The sequence below is a fragment of the Ideonella sp. genome (genome assembly GCF_036277275.1).
Taxonomy (GTDB): domain Bacteria; phylum Pseudomonadota; class Gammaproteobacteria; order Burkholderiales; family Burkholderiaceae_C; genus Ideonella.
In genome coordinates, this window is record NZ_DASUNH010000016.1 from 1 (window position 1) to 14,537 (window position 14,537).

15 protein-coding genes and 1 tRNA gene are annotated in these 14,537 nt (G+C 67.6%); 5 read left to right on the top strand and 11 right to left on the bottom strand.

Features of this window, described 5'->3' with window-relative positions; genetic code table 11:
* The 3 genes from VFY73_RS03150 to VFY73_RS03160 form a co-directional block, all read right to left on the bottom strand.
* On the bottom strand, positions 1-252 hold a 252-nt coding region (locus VFY73_RS03150; RefSeq protein ID WP_329716458.1), incomplete at its 3' end, for a HesA/MoeB/ThiF family protein.
* A 277-nt stretch (positions 253-529) separates the two neighbouring features.
* Positions 530-1,966 carry a S41 family peptidase gene (locus VFY73_RS03155; protein ID WP_329716459.1) on the bottom strand — a complete coding sequence of 479 codons (1,437 nt, stop codon included), beginning with the start codon at positions 1,964-1,966 and terminating at the stop codon, positions 530-532.
* Between the two features lie 193 nt (positions 1,967-2,159).
* A complete protein-coding gene (locus tag VFY73_RS03160) occupies positions 2,160-3,239 on the bottom strand; it encodes an ABC transporter ATP-binding protein (protein WP_329716460.1) in 1,080 nt (359 codons plus the stop codon).
* A gap of 89 nt (positions 3,240-3,328) precedes the next feature.
* Between VFY73_RS03160 and VFY73_RS03165 the strand changes: the two genes are divergently transcribed.
* Positions 3,329-4,972: an iron ABC transporter permease gene (locus VFY73_RS03165; protein ID WP_329716461.1), complete on the top strand. Its 1,644-nt coding sequence runs from the start codon at positions 3,329-3,331 to the stop codon at positions 4,970-4,972.
* A 56-nt stretch (positions 4,973-5,028) separates the two neighbouring features.
* Here the strand turns inward: VFY73_RS03165 and VFY73_RS03170 are convergent.
* Positions 5,029-5,103, bottom strand: a tRNA-Arg gene (locus VFY73_RS03170).
* A gap of 254 nt (positions 5,104-5,357) precedes the next feature.
* On the opposite strand from VFY73_RS03170, the gene VFY73_RS03175 reads away from it, so the two are divergent.
* Genes VFY73_RS03175 through VFY73_RS03185 form a run of 3 tightly spaced genes read left to right on the top strand, consistent with a single transcriptional unit; the run spans position 5,358 to position 8,069 of the window.
* On the top strand, positions 5,358-6,020 hold the full coding sequence (locus tag VFY73_RS03175) for a phosphoribosyltransferase (protein ID WP_329716462.1): 663 nt from the start codon (positions 5,358-5,360) through the stop codon (positions 6,018-6,020).
* Between the two features lie 5 nt (positions 6,021-6,025).
* Positions 6,026-7,381, top strand: a complete 1,356-nt coding sequence (locus VFY73_RS03180; protein ID WP_329716463.1) for an erythromycin esterase family protein — start codon at positions 6,026-6,028, stop codon at positions 7,379-7,381.
* 10 nt (positions 7,382-7,391) lie between these two features.
* Positions 7,392-8,069, top strand: a complete 678-nt coding sequence (locus tag VFY73_RS03185; RefSeq protein ID WP_329716464.1) for a dienelactone hydrolase family protein — start codon at positions 7,392-7,394, stop codon at positions 8,067-8,069.
* Here the strand turns inward: VFY73_RS03185 and VFY73_RS03190 are convergent.
* Positions 8,066-8,824, bottom strand: coding sequence for a DeoR/GlpR family DNA-binding transcription regulator (locus tag VFY73_RS03190; protein ID WP_329716465.1), 759 nt, complete (start codon positions 8,822-8,824; stop codon positions 8,066-8,068). The two genes, VFY73_RS03185 and VFY73_RS03190, sit on opposite strands and share 4 nt — an antisense overlap.
* Before the next feature lie 88 nt (positions 8,825-8,912).
* Here VFY73_RS03190 and VFY73_RS03195 point away from each other — a divergent pair, with 88 nt between their 5' ends.
* Complete coding sequence (locus tag VFY73_RS03195) at positions 8,913-9,518, top strand: NUDIX domain-containing protein (RefSeq protein WP_329716466.1); 606 nt, start codon at positions 8,913-8,915, stop codon at positions 9,516-9,518.
* 320 nt (positions 9,519-9,838) lie between these two features.
* Here VFY73_RS03195 and VFY73_RS03200 read toward each other — a convergent pair whose 3' ends face one another.
* The 6 genes from VFY73_RS03200 to VFY73_RS03225 form a co-directional block, all read right to left on the bottom strand.
* A complete protein-coding gene (locus VFY73_RS03200) occupies positions 9,839-10,579 on the bottom strand; it encodes a CAP domain-containing protein (protein WP_329716467.1) in 741 nt (246 codons plus the stop codon).
* A 112-nt stretch (positions 10,580-10,691) separates the two neighbouring features.
* A complete protein-coding gene (locus VFY73_RS03205; protein ID WP_329716468.1) occupies positions 10,692-10,898 on the bottom strand; it encodes a hypothetical protein in 207 nt (68 codons plus the stop codon).
* A 165-nt stretch (positions 10,899-11,063) separates the two neighbouring features.
* Entirely contained in the window at positions 11,064-11,621 is a 558-nt protein-coding gene (locus VFY73_RS03210; protein WP_329716469.1) for a YgjP-like metallopeptidase domain-containing protein, read from the bottom strand.
* A gap of 50 nt (positions 11,622-11,671) precedes the next feature.
* Positions 11,672-13,921: a M6 family metalloprotease domain-containing protein gene (locus tag VFY73_RS03215; RefSeq protein WP_329716470.1), complete on the bottom strand. Its 2,250-nt coding sequence runs from the start codon at positions 13,919-13,921 to the stop codon at positions 11,672-11,674.
* 124 nt (positions 13,922-14,045) lie between these two features.
* The gene (locus tag VFY73_RS03220; RefSeq protein ID WP_329716471.1) at positions 14,046-14,321 is read right to left on the bottom strand and encodes a helix-hairpin-helix domain-containing protein; all 276 of its coding nucleotides are present in this window, start codon (positions 14,319-14,321) and stop codon (positions 14,046-14,048) included.
* Entirely contained in the window at positions 14,318-14,521 is a 204-nt protein-coding gene (locus VFY73_RS03225) for a hypothetical protein (protein WP_329716472.1), read from the bottom strand. The genes VFY73_RS03220 and VFY73_RS03225 overlap by 4 nt, the downstream gene beginning before the upstream one ends.
* Positions 14,522-14,537: the final 16 nt, after the last annotated feature.

Genomic DNA, 14,537 nt, shown 5'->3' on the forward strand with positions numbered 1-14,537 from the left:
GGCCTTCGGCGAGCCGACGCGCACCATGCTGTGAGCGATCTGGCGCTGCAAGTTGGTCAGGTCGACGCTGTCATGGTCGACCAGCGTGATGCGGCCGACGCCCGCGGTGCCCAGGTAAAGCGCCACCGGCGAACCGAGGCCGCCTGCGCCGATCACCAACGCATGGCTCGTCGAAAGCCTGGCCTGGCCCTCGATGCCGATCTCGTCGAGCAGGATGTGGCGCGAATAGCGCAGCAGGTCGTCGTCGGTCATGGCACTGGTGCAGGGTTTGATGCGAGGTGGAACCTGAGAAAACCGATGGATGTGGTCGCCTGGGTAGGCGCAAACCACAGCGATGCCCGGTGGCATCGCGAGGATTTGCAACGACGCCAGGCGGCCAAAGGCGCGTTTGTGTTCCGCATAGCGTCGAACACTGCACGAGGATACGAAAGGTCGTCCCGCGGGCGCGCAAAGAACAAACGCCGCGAGCCCATGCAGGCCGGCGGCGTTGGTGAAATGGCGCGTGTCGTGGCAACACGCGCAGCTGAGGTCAGTGCTCGGCGTCGGTGTCCAGCGGACGCTCGGTCATGGTCTTGCTGACCATCACCGGGCGGTTCTTCAGCCGGTTCAGCGCTTGCGACAGCTGGAAGTCTTCGCCGCTGCCGAACTCGGGCAAGGGCTTGATCGTGCCGTCCTTGATCTTCTCGGCTTGTTCTTCCAGCTTCTTGCGCGCTTCTTCGCGCGCCTTCTCGCGGGCTTCGTTCTTCTCTTCGCCGTTGACCAGGTGCTTTTCCAGGTCGGCCTCGCGCATGCGCAGCGCGGCGAAAACATTGCCCTCGGCGGTTTCGTCGAGCCAGACGTCGGGCACGATGCCCTTGGCCTGGATCGAGCGGCCGCTCGGTGTGTAGTAGCGGGCGGTGGTGATCTTCAACGCCGTTTCGGCCGACAGCGGGCGGATGGTCTGCACCGAGCCCTTGCCGAAAGTTTGGGCGCCCATCACGACCGCGCGGTGGTGGTCTTGCAGCGCACCGGCGACGATCTCGCTCGCCGAGGCCGAACCTTCGTTCACCAGCACCACCATCGGAACGGTCTTGACACCGGCGGGCAGCTTCTTCAGCGGATCCACACCGCCGCGGCGCATGTAGTTGTCCGGCGAGGCGTGGTAGGTGAACTTCGAGTCGGCGATCTGGCCATTGGTGCTGACGACGACGACGTCGCTCGGCAAGAACGCTGCCGACAGCGCGACGGCACCTTCGAGCAGGCCACCCGGGTCGTTGCGCAGATCCAGCACCAGGCCTTTGATGTTCGGGTCCTGTTTGTAGAGTTCTTCCAGCTTGCGGCTGAAGTCTTCGATCGTGCGTTCCTGGAACTGGGTCACGCGCAGCCACGCGTAGCCCGGCTCGACCATCTTGGCGCGCACGCTTTGCACGCGGATTTCTTCGCGGGTGATGGTGATCGGGAAGCTGCGGTTCTCGGTCTTGCGGAACACCGTCAGCATGACCTTGGTGTTCGGGTCGCCGCGCATGCGCTTGACGGCCTGTTCCATGCCCAGGCCCTTGACGGGTGTGTCGTCGATCTTGGTGATCAGGTCGCCCGACTTGATACCGGCGCGAAAGGCGGGTGAGCCTTCGATCGGGGAGACGACCTTGACGACGCCGTCTTCCATGCCGATTTCGATCCCGACGCCGACGAATTTGCCGGTCGTGGATTCGCGGAATTCCTTGAAGCTCTTCTTGTCGAAGAATTGAGAGTGCGGGTCGAGCCCTGACACCATGCCGGACAACGCATCGTTGATCAGCTTTTTCTCGTCGACCGGCTCGACATAGTCGCTTTTCAGGATATCGAACGCGCGTGCCAACTGCTGCATCTCTTCCAGCGGGATCGGCGAATAGGTATTTCGCGCGATGGCTGTGAGTTGCATCGTCGTCAATGCACCCGCCACGGCACCGAGGGTCAGCAGACCCGCTACTTTCAGTTTTGCACCCATCTTGTCTCGCCTTGAAACGCTCGCGAACGCATGCCAGCCAAGTATAGGTCTGCAACCTTTCGCTGAGTTCCCTTCCAAACTGAAAAGTTGCTTGAACGGCGTGGCAAAAGTCGTGAGCGGGTGCTCACAGTTCGTCACGTTTCTGGGGGTGGGAAAACCCCGCCGTCGGAGCGTCGGAAAAGGGGCGAAAGACTCAGGTTTCTCGGGGGAAGGTGACCACGTGGTCGACCTGCGGCCGGATGCCGATCCACTCGCCCAGCTGGTGGTCATGATGCGAGGGCACATGCGCCAGCACCTGCTCGCCACTGGCCAGACGCAGCGTGTAAAGAAACTCCGAGCCGCGAAAGGCCTTGCGTTCGATACGTGCCTTCACCGGCGCGTCATCATCGTGGACGATGTCGTCGGCGCGTAGCAGCACATCACACTCGCCACCGGGGTAGGCATCGGGCAGGAGGCATTCATCGGCATCGTCCAGATCGCCCAGCGGCGTGCGCACCCGCGGGCCCTCGGGCAGCGCGATGATCTGGCCGGGCGTGAAGACGCCGTGGCCGATGAAGCCGGCGACGAAGCGCGTGGCCGGTCGGTGGTACAGCGCGTACGCGTCGTCCCATTGCTCGAGGCGGCCGCGCTGCATCACGCCGATCAGGTCGCCGATCGCGAACGCCTCCAGTTGGTCGTGGGTGACGAACAGCGCGGTCGCGTTGATCTGCTTCAAGATCGCGCGCACGTCCTGCGCCAAGCGCTCGCGCAGGTCGACATCCAGGCTCGAAAACGGCTCGTCCAGCAACAGCAGGCGTGGACGGCGGGCCAGCGCACGCGCCAACGCGATGCGCTGCTGCTGGCCGCCGGACAACTGGTGCGGGGCACGCTTGGCAGCATGGCCCAGACCGACCAGGTCGAGCATCTCGGCCACCCGCACGTCGCGCTCGGTGCGCGGCAGGTGCGCGAGGCCGAAGCCGATGTTGTCGGCCACCGACAGGTGCGGGAACAGCGCGTAGTCCTGGAAGACCATGCCGATGCCACGGTTCTCCGGGGCGATGTGCACGCCGCTGTCATGGTCGCTGAGCAGTTGGCCGTCCAGCCGCACGGCGCCGCCCGCCAGGCGCTCCAGCCCGGCCACCGATCGCAGCAGCGAGGTCTTGCCGCAGCCTGACGGCCCGATCAGCACGCCGATCTGGCCCCGGCTCAGCGACAGTGATGCCGCCTCGACCGCCGCCTTGCCATGGCCGTTGCGGCCATAGGCCACGCTGACCCGATCCAATTGCAAAAACATGGCCCTTATGATACTGGCGCAATGAAAATGAGCATCGTTCGTATTTGCTCCCTATCAAGTCCGGCCGGTTCTTGCCACGGGAGCGTGGCATGAGGGGGTTGCTGATCGGGCTGGCCCTGGTGCTGGCGCTGCCGGTGCTGGGGGTGCTGGGGGCATGGGTGGTCATCGACGCCCAATCGCTGGCGGTGCTGCAGCAGCAATTCGAGACGGTGCTGCCGAGCTATGCGAGGCAATCGCTGGCGCTGGTGCTGGCCGTGGCGCTGGGCGTGGCTGTCGTTGGCGGTGCCACCGCCGCAGCGGTGACCTTGTTCGACTTCCATGGCCGTCGCTTCTTTGAGTGGGCGCTGTTGCTGCCGCTGGCGATGCCGGCCTACGTGCTCGCCTACGCCTACACCGACGCGCTTCAATACAGCGGTCCGCTGCAGATAGGCCTGCGCGCGCTCACCGGAGCGAAGGGGGCGCTGTGGCCGGATGTGCGCAGCCTCGGCGGCGCGGTGCTGTTGTTCGTGGCCTGCCTCTACCCTTATGTCTACTTGCTGGCCCGCACGGCGTTGGCTGAGCAGGCGGCGCCGATGATGGAGGCCGCGCGGTTGCTGGGTGCACCGCTGCGCCGCCGTGTGCTGGAGGTGGCCTTGCCGATGGCCCGACCGGCGCTGGCGGCCGGCGTTGCGTTGGCGCTGATGGAGACATTGGCCGACTATGGTGTTGGCGCGTACTTCGGCCTGACCACCTTCACCACCGGCATCTACAAGGCCTGGCTGGTGCTGGACGACCATGTGGCAGCCGCGCAGTTGGCCAGCGTGCTGTTGGCCGTGGTGGCGTTGCTGCTGTGGGCCGAGCAGCGTGCCCAGGCACGGATCCGCTTTGCCGCCAACCGCCCGTCCGCGCAGGGCGGCAGCGTCGCTTCGAGGCCGCTGGCCTTGCGCGGGGCGCAGCAGGCGCTGGCCTGGCTGGTCTGCGGGCTGCCGGTATTGGTGGGCTTCGTGCTGCCGGTGGCCTGGCTGGTGCGCCTGCTGTGGCGCGAAACGGGCGGCGGCGACGACGGGGCGGCTGCTTCACCGGTACTCGCAGCCAGCTACCTCGTTCGATTTGTTGGTTGGGCGGGCGCCAGCTTCCGCCTGGCCGCGGCGGCGGCGCTGGCCGCGGTGCTCTTCGCGCTGCTGCTGGCCTTCACGCTGCGGCGATCACAAGGCCGTCGCGCGCGCTGGCTGCGCGGCGCAGCGCATGTGGTGTCGCTGGGCTATGCGGTGCCTGGGGCGGTGGTGGCGGTCGGCATCTTGCTGTGGACCGGCATGGTGCAGGCCTGGCAGCCGCAGTGGGGCGCCGCGGCGTTGGTCACCGGCACGACCTTCGGCCTGCTGTACGCGTACATGGTGCGCTTTACGGCCGTGGCCCTGCAGTCGGTACAGGCTGGCTATTCACGGGTGCCGGCGTCGATCGACGAGTCGGCGCGCTTGCTCGGGGCGGGCCGGCGCCGCACCTTCGTCGAGCTGCACCTGCCGTTGCTGGGGCGCACCACCATCGCGGCGGCCTTGCTGGTCTTCGTCGACACGATGAAGGAACTGCCCGCGACGTTGGTGCTGCGGCCCTTCGGCAGCGACACGCTCGCCGTGGTGGCCTACCAGTTCGCACGCGACGAGCGCCTGGCCGAGGCCGCAATGCCTTCGCTGGCCATCGTGGCCGTGGGCCTGATCCCGGTGATGCTGCTGTCGCGCGCGCTGCGCACGCGTTGAGCGCCGCGCGGGCCAACACGCGAGGGGCGATGCCGCCCTGCGCGGCGCCCTGCATGTGGCGCCCCCGGCAGGAATCGAACCTGCATCTGAGACTTAGGAGGTCCCCGTTCTATCCATTGAACTACGGCGGCGAGCGGCGGATTTTCACACGGCTTTCAGGCGGAACCGGGGCACAGTGTCAGCCGCCAGATCGCCGGGGCCGCACCCGGCGCGCCATTGATGCTGGCCCACAACAGCGAGGGACCGGCAAGTCGTTGGCCGTGGTGAAGGCCAGGAGCCGTGAAAAGAACTGCCGTCAGGACGCCCCCGTCTGGTCGTTTCAGAGCGCTACACAAGGGAACGTGGATTGCCCTGAGCAGGGATACACAGCTCAGGGGAGAACCACATGCCCACCGATGTCTTTCGCGACCGCCGACATGCCGGCCAAGTGTTGGCCCCGTCCCTGGGCGGCTATGCCAGGCGGTCGGATGTACTGGTGTTGGCTTTGCCGCGCGGTGGGGTGCCTGTGGCGTTCGAGGTGGCGCAGGCGCTGTATGCGCCGCTGGATGTGTTCATCGTGCGCAAGCTGGGTGTGCCGGGGCACGAGGAATATGCGATGGGCGCCATTGCCAGCGGTGGGGTCCGCGTCCTCAATCCCAATGTGATCAACATGCTGGGTATTGACGACGCCGCGGTCGAGGCGGTCACCGCAGCAGAGCAGGTCGAGTTGGCAAGGCGTGAGGCGCTGTATCGGCAGGACCTGCCGCCGCCGGCGGTCAAGGGACAGACCGTGATCCTCGTCGACGATGGTCTGGCCACCGGGGCGACGATGCTCGCGGCTTTGAAGGCGCTGAAGGCGCAGCAACCGGCGCGCATCGTCGTGGCCGTGCCCACCGCCGCACCGGATGTGTGCGAGCAGATGCGGCACGAGGCGGATGAAGTGGTCTGCGCCACCACGCCCGAGCCGTTTCGCGCCGTGGGCCGCTGGTATGAGGATTTTGCGCAGACCAGCGACGAAGAGGTGCGCGAACTGTTGGCGCTGGCCCGGCGAAACGCACCCAAGGACTGAAGGTCATGGGACGACACCTCGGCCCCGGTCTCGATCCGGACGTCGGCGACGTGCTGCGCCAAGCTGCCCGGCCTCTCTACGGCACCGAGCGTGACTACGATGGCCTGCTGGCGCTGATCGGCGATGCGCGCCATGTGTTGATCGGCGAGGCTTCGCATGGCACCCATGAGTTCTACCGTGAGCGGGCCCGCCTCACCCAACGGCTGATCGCCGAGATGGGCTTTCATGCGGTGGCGGTCGAGGGCGACTGGCCCGATGCCTACCGCGTCAACCGGTATGTGCGTGGCGCCAGCGACGACAGCTCAGCGGAGGACGCGCTCGCCGGCTTCCGACGTTTCCCGACCTGGATGTGGCGCAACACAGCGGTGACCGAGTTCGTCGACTGGCTGCGCGAGTTCAACGACACCCGCGCCGATGTCGAGAAGGCCGGCTTCTACGGCATGGATCTGTACAGCCTGCACGGCTCGATGAGCGCGGTGTTGCAGTACCTGAGCGCGACCGACCCGGCCGTGGCCGCGGTGGCACGCGAGCGCTACGCCTGCTTCGACCAGTTCGGCAGCGACAGCCAGGTCTACGGTCTGATGACCGGGCTGGGTACTGCGAAAAGCTGTGAACGCGAGGTGATCGCGATGCTGGTCGATCTGCGCCGGCGCGCCGGCGTGGCCGCGCAGCAGAGCCGCAGCGACGCCGAGCAGGGCTTCGATGCCGAACAGAATGCGCGGCTCGTGAAAAGCGCCGAGGCCTATTACCGCACGATGTACCTCAGTGACGTGTCGAGCTGGAATCTGCGCGACCGCCACATGGCGGAAACGTTGACCGAGTTGGAGCGGCACCTGGGCCGCTGCGGCGCCGGCGCCGAGCCGAAGATTGTGGTCTGGGCCCACAACTCCCACCTGGGCGACGCGCGGGCGACCGAAATGGGGTTGCGTGGCGAGTTGAACGTCGGCCAGTTGGTGCGCGAGCGCCACGGGCAAGACGCGGTGCTGATCGGCTTCTCGTCCCACACCGGCAGCGTGACCGCCGCCAGTGACTGGGACGGCGCGGCCGAACGCAAGCTCGTCCAGCCGTCGTTGCCGGAGAGTTACGAGCGGCTGATGCACACGGTGGGCCTCGAGTCGTTCTGGTTGTCCCTGCGCGGCGCCAGTCCCCACACCCAGGTGCTGAGCGCGCCGCGGCTGCAGCGGGCGATCGGTGTCATCTACCGGCCGGACACCGAACGCCAGAGCCACTACTACCGGGCCGAGTTGCCGAAGCAGTTCGACGCGCTGATCCACATCGACACGACGCGTGCAGTCGAGCCGCTGGAGCGCAACGCCGAGTGGACACCCGAAGCGCCCGAAACCTATCCCGCCGGACTCTGAGGCGATCGCGATGAACGCGCTTTTTCCTGCGCCCACCCAACAGGCCCTGCGCATCACCGTCAGCGGTGGTGTGCTGCTGGCGGCCGACCTGAGCTTGCCCGCACATGCCACTGGCCTGGTGGTGTTTGCCCACGGCAGTGGCAGCAGCCGATTCAGCCCACGCAATCGCCAGGTCGCGAAGGTGCTCAACGAGGCCGGGCTCGCGACCGTGCTGGCCGATCTGCTGACGCCGGCAGAAGAGGCTGCCGACGCGCGCAGCGGGCGTCACCGTTTCGACATCGCCTTGCTGGCCGACAGGCTGAACGGCGTGGCCCAGTACCTGGCACTGCTGCAGGCCACCGGCCCATTGCCGCTCGGGCTGTTCGGCGCCAGCACCGGCGCCGCCGCGGCCTTGCTGACGGCGAGCCAGGCTTCGTCCGACGTGCGTGCCGTGGTGTCGCGCGGTGGCCGGCCAGACCTGGCCGAACAGGCGCTGGAGCAGGTCCGGGCGCCGACGCTGTTGATCGTTGGCGGCGACGACATGGCGGTGGCCGAGCTGAACCGGCGGGCGCTGCTGCTGCTGACCTGCGAAAAGCAGATGGCCATCGTGCCGGGTGCGACGCACCTGTTCGAAGAGCCGGGCGCGCTGGATGCGGTGGCTTTGCTCGCACGCGATTGGTTCAAGCGCTGCCTGCCACCCATGCGTTAGGTCGCGAGGCGCACCTTCGCGCCACCGGCGCGCAACGCACGCAGTGTGCGCTCGGGCGTCTTGCGCGGCACCACGATTGCCGTCGTATCGGTCAACGCTGCCACCACGAAGGCCGAGGCCGCCATCAGCTTCTCGGCGGAGGCGAGCACGATGGTTTCCGCCGCCCGTTCGTGCAACGCCCGCTTGACCGCGGCTTCCTCTGCGTCGCCTGTGCTCAGGCCTGCGCTGGGATGCACGCCGGTGACGCCCATGAAGTACAGGTCGGCTCGCAGCAGCGCCGCCGCCGCGATCACCGCCGCACCGACGTTGACCATCGAATGCCGGAACAACCGCCCACCGAGCATCAGGATCTCGACCTGCGGGTGCGCGGCAGCCGCCACCGCCACCGTCGGACTGTGGGTCACGATCGTCGCCCGCAGGCCGGGATCCAGATGCCGTGCGACCTGCAGCGCCGTGGTGCCGCCGTCGAGGATCACCACCTGCCCCGGCCGGATCAGCGACGCGCCGTAGCGGCCTAACTCGAGCTTCTCGCCCGTGGACAGCTGCTCGCGCACCTTCATGTCGCCTGCCGCGGCGGAAGCGGGCAATGCGCCGCCATGCACGCGCTGCAGGCGCCCGGCCTGCGCGAGCTCACGCAAGTCGCGCCGGATCGTGTCTTCCGAGATCTGCAATTCGGCAGCCAGGGTCTTGGCGACGACCTGCCCTTCGCGGGCCAGGCGGTCGAGGATCAGTTGCTTGCGTTGGGTGGTCAGCATGGTGTGCCGCAGGTGGTGCAGCTTCGCACTTGCGCGGCCGGTGCGAGGAGCACTATGATTGCACGAAATTGCACGAATTAATTCAAACATGCACGATATAGATCATCCCTCGGTTCGCGTCGTCGAGGAACGCCTGCTGTCCAACGACTGGTTTGTCCTGAAGAAGACGACCTTCGACTACCGCAGGCGCGACGGCAGCTGGCAGCGCCAAAGCCGCGAGACCTACGACCGTGGCAACGGCGCGGTGCTGCTGCTGTTCAACGCCGAGCGCGGCACGGTGGTGCTGACGCGCCAGTTCCGCTTCCCGGCCTATGTCAACGGCTGCGCCGACGGCATGCTGGTCGAGGCCTGTGCCGGCCTGCTCGACGGCGACGACCCGCACGATGCGATCCGCCGCGAAGTCGCCGAAGAAACCGGCTTTCATGTGCAGGCGCCACGCAAGCTGTTCGAGGCCTACATGAGCCCCGGCTCGGTGACCGAAAAGCTGCATTTCTTCGTCGCCGAATACAACGAGCTGGACCGCCGTGGCGCCGGTGGTGGCGACCATGCCGAAGGCGAAGACATCGAAGTGATCGAGCTACCGCTGGACGAAGCGTTGCGCCATGTCGCCGACGGCAGCATCCAGGACGGCAAGACCATCATGCTGTTGCAGCATGCAGCATTGGTTGGGCTGGAGCAGCTTCGCCTGCCCTGAGACGTCACGCCACGCTTCATGCCGCTGCCGATGCAGCTCATCACATCGGTGTGGTGAGCGGGGCAGGGTGCGATGGGCTTGCTGACGTGTGGATCCGTCGGCGGCAGGGGGGGCGACGTTCGGCCTCGCCTTGCGGGTGGTCCAGGGTCTGGCGTGGCTGGCAATGGGCGTTACGCTGGTGTCCGTTGTCATGCCTTGGCGCGGCGTGGCGCAAGGTGCCAGCCGGTGGCGGCGCTGCCACCATGGGTTGATCGTCATGGCGGGCTTCGCCGCGGTGGCGGTGGCCTGGGACGGCTACTGATTGCCGAGCGCCTCTGGCCTCAGCTGCCTTCTACCACCTTGACGCCGCGCCCTGACGGTTCGAAGCGGTAGCGCGCGCCGTTGGCCGGCTTCAGCGTCATCGCCTCGGCCTGGTCCGGCACGTTGACCGACAGGGCAGGCGTGCTGCACTGCTCGTGCGTGCGTGTCATCCCGGGCGGCAGCGCAAAGCGTTTGTCGTCGAGCTGGTAGCTCAGCGCCATGCGGCTGCGGTTGCTGAGCGAGAACTTCAGCAACAGTCGCGACGGCCGGCCGAACATCTGCACCGCGTAGTAGCGCCCGCTGCTGGGGCTGCGCGCGATCGCCACGCCGATGTCCGTGGCTGGCGGCGCCAGCAGGTTGTGGCGGTGGCCGGGCGAGTCGATCCAGCCTTGCATCAGGCCGCGCGCCAGCTCGTCGGTGTCGAAGCCGAGCGAGCTGTACTGCATTGCGATGTTCTCGGCCACCATGCAGTAGCTGTAGCCCTGGGCCTGTGCGCGTTCCGATGGCTCGCGTCCGTCGGCCTCGTGGCCGTAATTGTCGGTGCGCGCCATGTAGGCCGCAAAGGCCTGCGCGGCGGCCGTCAGCGCGCGCTCGGGGGCCACCGGCGCCACGCCCTGGGACTGCCTGAAGGCATTGCTGCGTTCGAGTACCAGCCGCTCGGCCTGCGTCAGCTGGGGTTGCCTCTCGGCGGCGCGGGCGGGCGGAGCGGCGGCGCCCAGGCAGAGTGCCGAGCCGAGGAGAACAAGGGCAGTGGTGCGCATGGTCGACAACGCAGGACAGACAGGCCTCAACGTCGAAGCCGGCGCCCGCGCTGACGAAGGATATGCCGCAGTCGTGGTTCACGTGGCCGGCGCCAGTGGCCCGGCCGAGGCCTCAGACGCGCGGCAGGCGGGTCGACTGCACGACGACGACCTGGGTCGGCGCGTTGTCGGCCTGGGCCATCAGCGCGTCGTCGTATTGACGGTCGGCCAGTTGGCCCAGCGCGGCGACCGTGCCCAGCGTCAGCACCAGGGCGAAACCGGCGGCCAGACGGCGAACGGCGGTCTCTTGGGCGGCGAAACGGGGGGTGGCGGCGGTCATGTGGGGCTCCTGCTTGGCCTTGCGGCGTTGTTGCGATGGGTGGACTGTAGAAAGTCCCCTTCGCTGCCGCCATCGAGCTGCGACCGGCCGACGGCGCGAGCGGATGAACTGCGCCCCAAGCGGATGAATTGCGGGTCAACCCTTAGCAAAACGTCCGGGTTGACCCTAGGTTTCCGGCTTGCCAGGGGCCGAATCGGCCGGTTCGAGCTCCAGCGCGGTCAGCCACAGCCGGGTGTCGAACTCCAGCTGGTGGTAGGCCGGCTCCATGTGCGTGCACAGCGCATAGAAGGCCTTGCCATGCTCGCGCTCACGCAAATGAGCCAGCTCGTGCACGACGATCATCTGCAGAAAGGCCGCCGGCGCCTGCTTGAACAGGCTCGCGATGCGGATCTCGCGCTTGGCCTTCAGCTGGTTGCCCTGCACCCGCGAGACCATCGTGTGCGTGCCCAGTGCCTGCTGGATGATCTTCAGCTTGTTGTCGTAAGCCACCTTGGACAAGGGCGGCGCGTTGCGCATGTAGCGGCTTTTCAGCGCGTTGACGTGTTCGTACAGCGCGCTGTCGGTGCGCACCGTGTGCGCCTGCGGGTAGCGCTGGCGCAGCGTGTCGCCCAGGCGGCCTTCGTCGATCAGCCCCTGGACCTGGGCCAGCAGCGCGTGCGGATAACCCGCCAGGTACTTCAGCGGCCGCGGTGACAGTGGGGGTGGGGCTGGGGCCGCGGTCATGCCGCGATTGTCCCAGCCCCGCCGGGCGGGCCGCTGTCGACGAGCCCCCCTTATGCCGGCACGATCTCGACGCTCCACTGGTTCAGCGTGCCCTGGTCGACCGGCGCCAGGTCCGCCACCCGCAGCGTCCAGTTGCCCTGGATCGGCTGGCCGGCCAGGCCGCTCAAGGGCGACAACGGCGTGGCCGAGTCGAATGTGGCCTTCAGGTTGTCCTGCCCGCCGCCCAACTGGCCATGCAGCACCGCGCCGCGGCCGGTGGGCGAGAGCAGCTCGATGCGCAGGTCGCCGATGTAGGTGTGGGTGATGTCGAGCGCGACCTTGATGCTGCGCACGCTGCCGGCCTGGGCCAGCGCGATCACGCTGGTGACGCCGGCCGCCGACGCATCGGGGATGCGCAGGTCGGGCGCCGCTTCACCGCGCACTACGGCCGCGGCTGCGCCGTCGACCTGCAGGTCCATGCCCCAGCGTTCGATGCGGCCGACGTCCTGGCCTTCGAGGTCGCGCACGTTCAGTACCCAGTCGCCTTGCACCGGCTTGCCGACAAAGGCGGCCAGTGCGGCCGAGCTGGACGAGTCGTAGCTGGCGACCAGGTTGTCGCTGTTGCCACCCGAGCGCTTGTGCAGCGTGGCCACGGCGCCGCCGGGGCCGACCAGCTCGACCACCAGGTCGCCGATGTAGGTGTGCGAGATGTTGACGCTGGCCTGCAGGCGCTTGAGCAGGCCGCCGGCGGCGACGCTGATCTTGCTGCGCACGCCGTCCGGGTTGTTGTCCGGGATCGTCACCGGCGTGGTGTTCTCGACGTGCACCGCGCCGGTCGGTGCGCCCTCGCCGGTGCGAAAACGCATCTTGTTGTCGGGCACGCCGATCTCGCCGATCACCAGGCCCGAGTCGGCGCCGCTCCACAGCCGCGTCGACGGCCGCGTGTCGTGCGACAGCGCCGTGCCGGCCACGTTGCCGAACAGGTCGCTGCCGTCGCCCTGGTTGACGTTGTGCTCCAGGTCGTCGTGGCCGTCGGCTTGCAGCAGCCGGCATTGGTAGTGGCGGCTGCCGACGCCGTCCTGGAATTCGTTCGAGCCGTTGGTGTCGCAGTGGTAGACGGCCAGCCCGCTGGCGGGCAGGTGCTGGTCGAGCCCGAGCTTGCAGCGGTTCTCGACGATGAAGTACTCGTTCGGTGCGCCGGTCTTGTACTTGTAGACCGTGTCGTAGGCGCCGTGCTCGATTTCGAGTTGCGCGCTGCCGTCGCCCAGCTCTATTTCGCTGTCGCACCAGCCGGCCAGGTCGCGCAGGTACGAACACACCGGCGACGGCGTTCGGCCCGAGTTCAGGTGATTGCCCGAGCCCATCAGGCAGTAGGCGCCGATGCCTGCGCTCTTGACGCCATCGCCCTCGCGGTTGACGGCACCGTAGTCGTACATGTCGGGGAAGCGGCACAGCAGGTGGCCGTTCTCGTGGCAGAAGGTGCCGATGCTCAACTCCGACGCGTTGCGGCCGGCACTGGTCAGCAGGTACAGGTTGGTCGAGATGCTGCCGTAGCGCAGGTCGATGGTCGAGTTGTGCGGCCACAGCTCGCCGTCGTACTGGGTCTGCCCGGCGTACATGATGTTCAGCGCGTCGAGGATGCCCTCGCGGCGCGAGTCGTAGCGCGTCAGGTCCACGCCCGAGGCGACGGCCAGGTCCAGTGCCTCCTTGACCAGCAGTGTCGTCAGGTAGTGGCTGCGGTCGTGCGCGAGTCGAAACGGGCCAACGACATCGTTGCTGTAGTCGAGCTTGCCGGACGAGACGATGCGGAAGTACTCGCGCGCGGAGCAGAAGTTGCCGTTGCGGGTGTAGTTGGCGCCATTGAGCATCTCTTCGAGGTCGGCTTGGGTGACGGTGGTCTGCACGTCCCGGAACTCGACCAGGATCGTCAGCCCGCGCACGGGGCCGCTGCTGAGCCGCCGGCCCTCGAGCAGGCCGTTGCTGGGGCCGAAGCTGAGCGCGGCTGAGTGTGCCACCGACGTGCCGCGCGGCTGGCTGCGCACACGGCGGGCTTCGAATCGGCGGTGGCGTACAGCCAGGGTTTCGCGCAGATGGCGTGTCACGCCGGCCGGCGCCGGGCCTGTCACCGGGACACCGGTGGACACGAAGACGCCGTCGTTCAGCATCGCGTAGCAGAACTGGCCGCGGTCGCTGTCGCTGACGGCGGTGTAGCCGTGCAGCGTCTCGTGGACCGCGTAGAACTCGTCACCGGTCACCTTGAGCTGGATGTCCGGGCCGTTGCGTTGCCCGAAGGTCAGGGTCTCGCCAAAGATTGCGCTCATGTGCGTCTCCTTGTGGCGACGGCCAAAGCGCGGACCTGCACCTTCGTCGGCCACCCGGACATTGGGAGCCGAAGCGTGGGACATGCACATCCCCAATGGAGGGTAGGGCGAAGTCGCCAATCCCCTAAGGTGCGGGATCTGCACCGCCGGTGCCCTGCGCACGGGCCAGGTCGATCACGGCCTGGATCGCGGCGCGGGCCTGAGGGCTGTTGTGCCAGCAGGTCGAGCCGATCAGCTGCGACACCTGCTTGGTGACGACCGCGGCGTCTTCGTCGGCCAGCTGCGCGAACGACGAGAAACCGATCTGCTCCAGCCGCGCGATGACTGTCGCACCGACGCCCTTGAGCGCCAGCAACCGCGCACGCTCGTCGGCCGCGAAGCCGCGCTGGCGTGCGCTCACGCGACCGACAGCAGCGCCAGCAGGCTGGCCTGGCGCATCAGATGCTCGTCGGTCGGTTCCGCGTCGCAAGCGGCCTGCCAACCGAACAGCTCGACCCACCAGGCCTCGTCGTTGCGGCGGGCGGGCGGTCGGGGCAGGTCGGCGGCGGTGGTCGGCATCGGAGTGGGTGGCTTCGGCAGTGCAATGGCGGCGGCATTCACGGCAGGTCTCCTGGGC

Coding starts and splice junctions, on each gene's coding strand:
- VFY73_RS03155 (WP_329716459.1), bottom strand. CDS start 1,966: ATGGGTGCAAAACTGAAAGTAGCGGGTCTGCTGACCCTCGGTGCCGTG.
- VFY73_RS03160 (WP_329716460.1), bottom strand. CDS start 3,239: ATGTTTTTGCAATTGGATCGGGTCAGCGTGGCCTATGGCCGCAACGGC.
- VFY73_RS03165 (WP_329716461.1), top strand. CDS start 3,329: ATGAGGGGGTTGCTGATCGGGCTGGCCCTGGTGCTGGCGCTGCCGGTG.
- VFY73_RS03175 (WP_329716462.1), top strand. CDS start 5,358: ATGCCCACCGATGTCTTTCGCGACCGCCGACATGCCGGCCAAGTGTTG.
- VFY73_RS03180 (WP_329716463.1), top strand. CDS start 6,026: ATGGGACGACACCTCGGCCCCGGTCTCGATCCGGACGTCGGCGACGTG.
- VFY73_RS03185 (WP_329716464.1), top strand. CDS start 7,392: ATGAACGCGCTTTTTCCTGCGCCCACCCAACAGGCCCTGCGCATCACC.
- VFY73_RS03190 (WP_329716465.1), bottom strand. CDS start 8,824: ATGCTGACCACCCAACGCAAGCAACTGATCCTCGACCGCCTGGCCCGC.
- VFY73_RS03195 (WP_329716466.1), top strand. CDS start 8,913: ATGCACGATATAGATCATCCCTCGGTTCGCGTCGTCGAGGAACGCCTG.
- VFY73_RS03200 (WP_329716467.1), bottom strand. CDS start 10,579: ATGCGCACCACTGCCCTTGTTCTCCTCGGCTCGGCACTCTGCCTGGGC.
- VFY73_RS03205 (WP_329716468.1), bottom strand. CDS start 10,898: ATGACCGCCGCCACCCCCCGTTTCGCCGCCCAAGAGACCGCCGTTCGC.
- VFY73_RS03210 (WP_329716469.1), bottom strand. CDS start 11,621: ATGACCGCGGCCCCAGCCCCACCCCCACTGTCACCGCGGCCGCTGAAG.
- VFY73_RS03215 (WP_329716470.1), bottom strand. CDS start 13,921: ATGAGCGCAATCTTTGGCGAGACCCTGACCTTCGGGCAACGCAACGGC.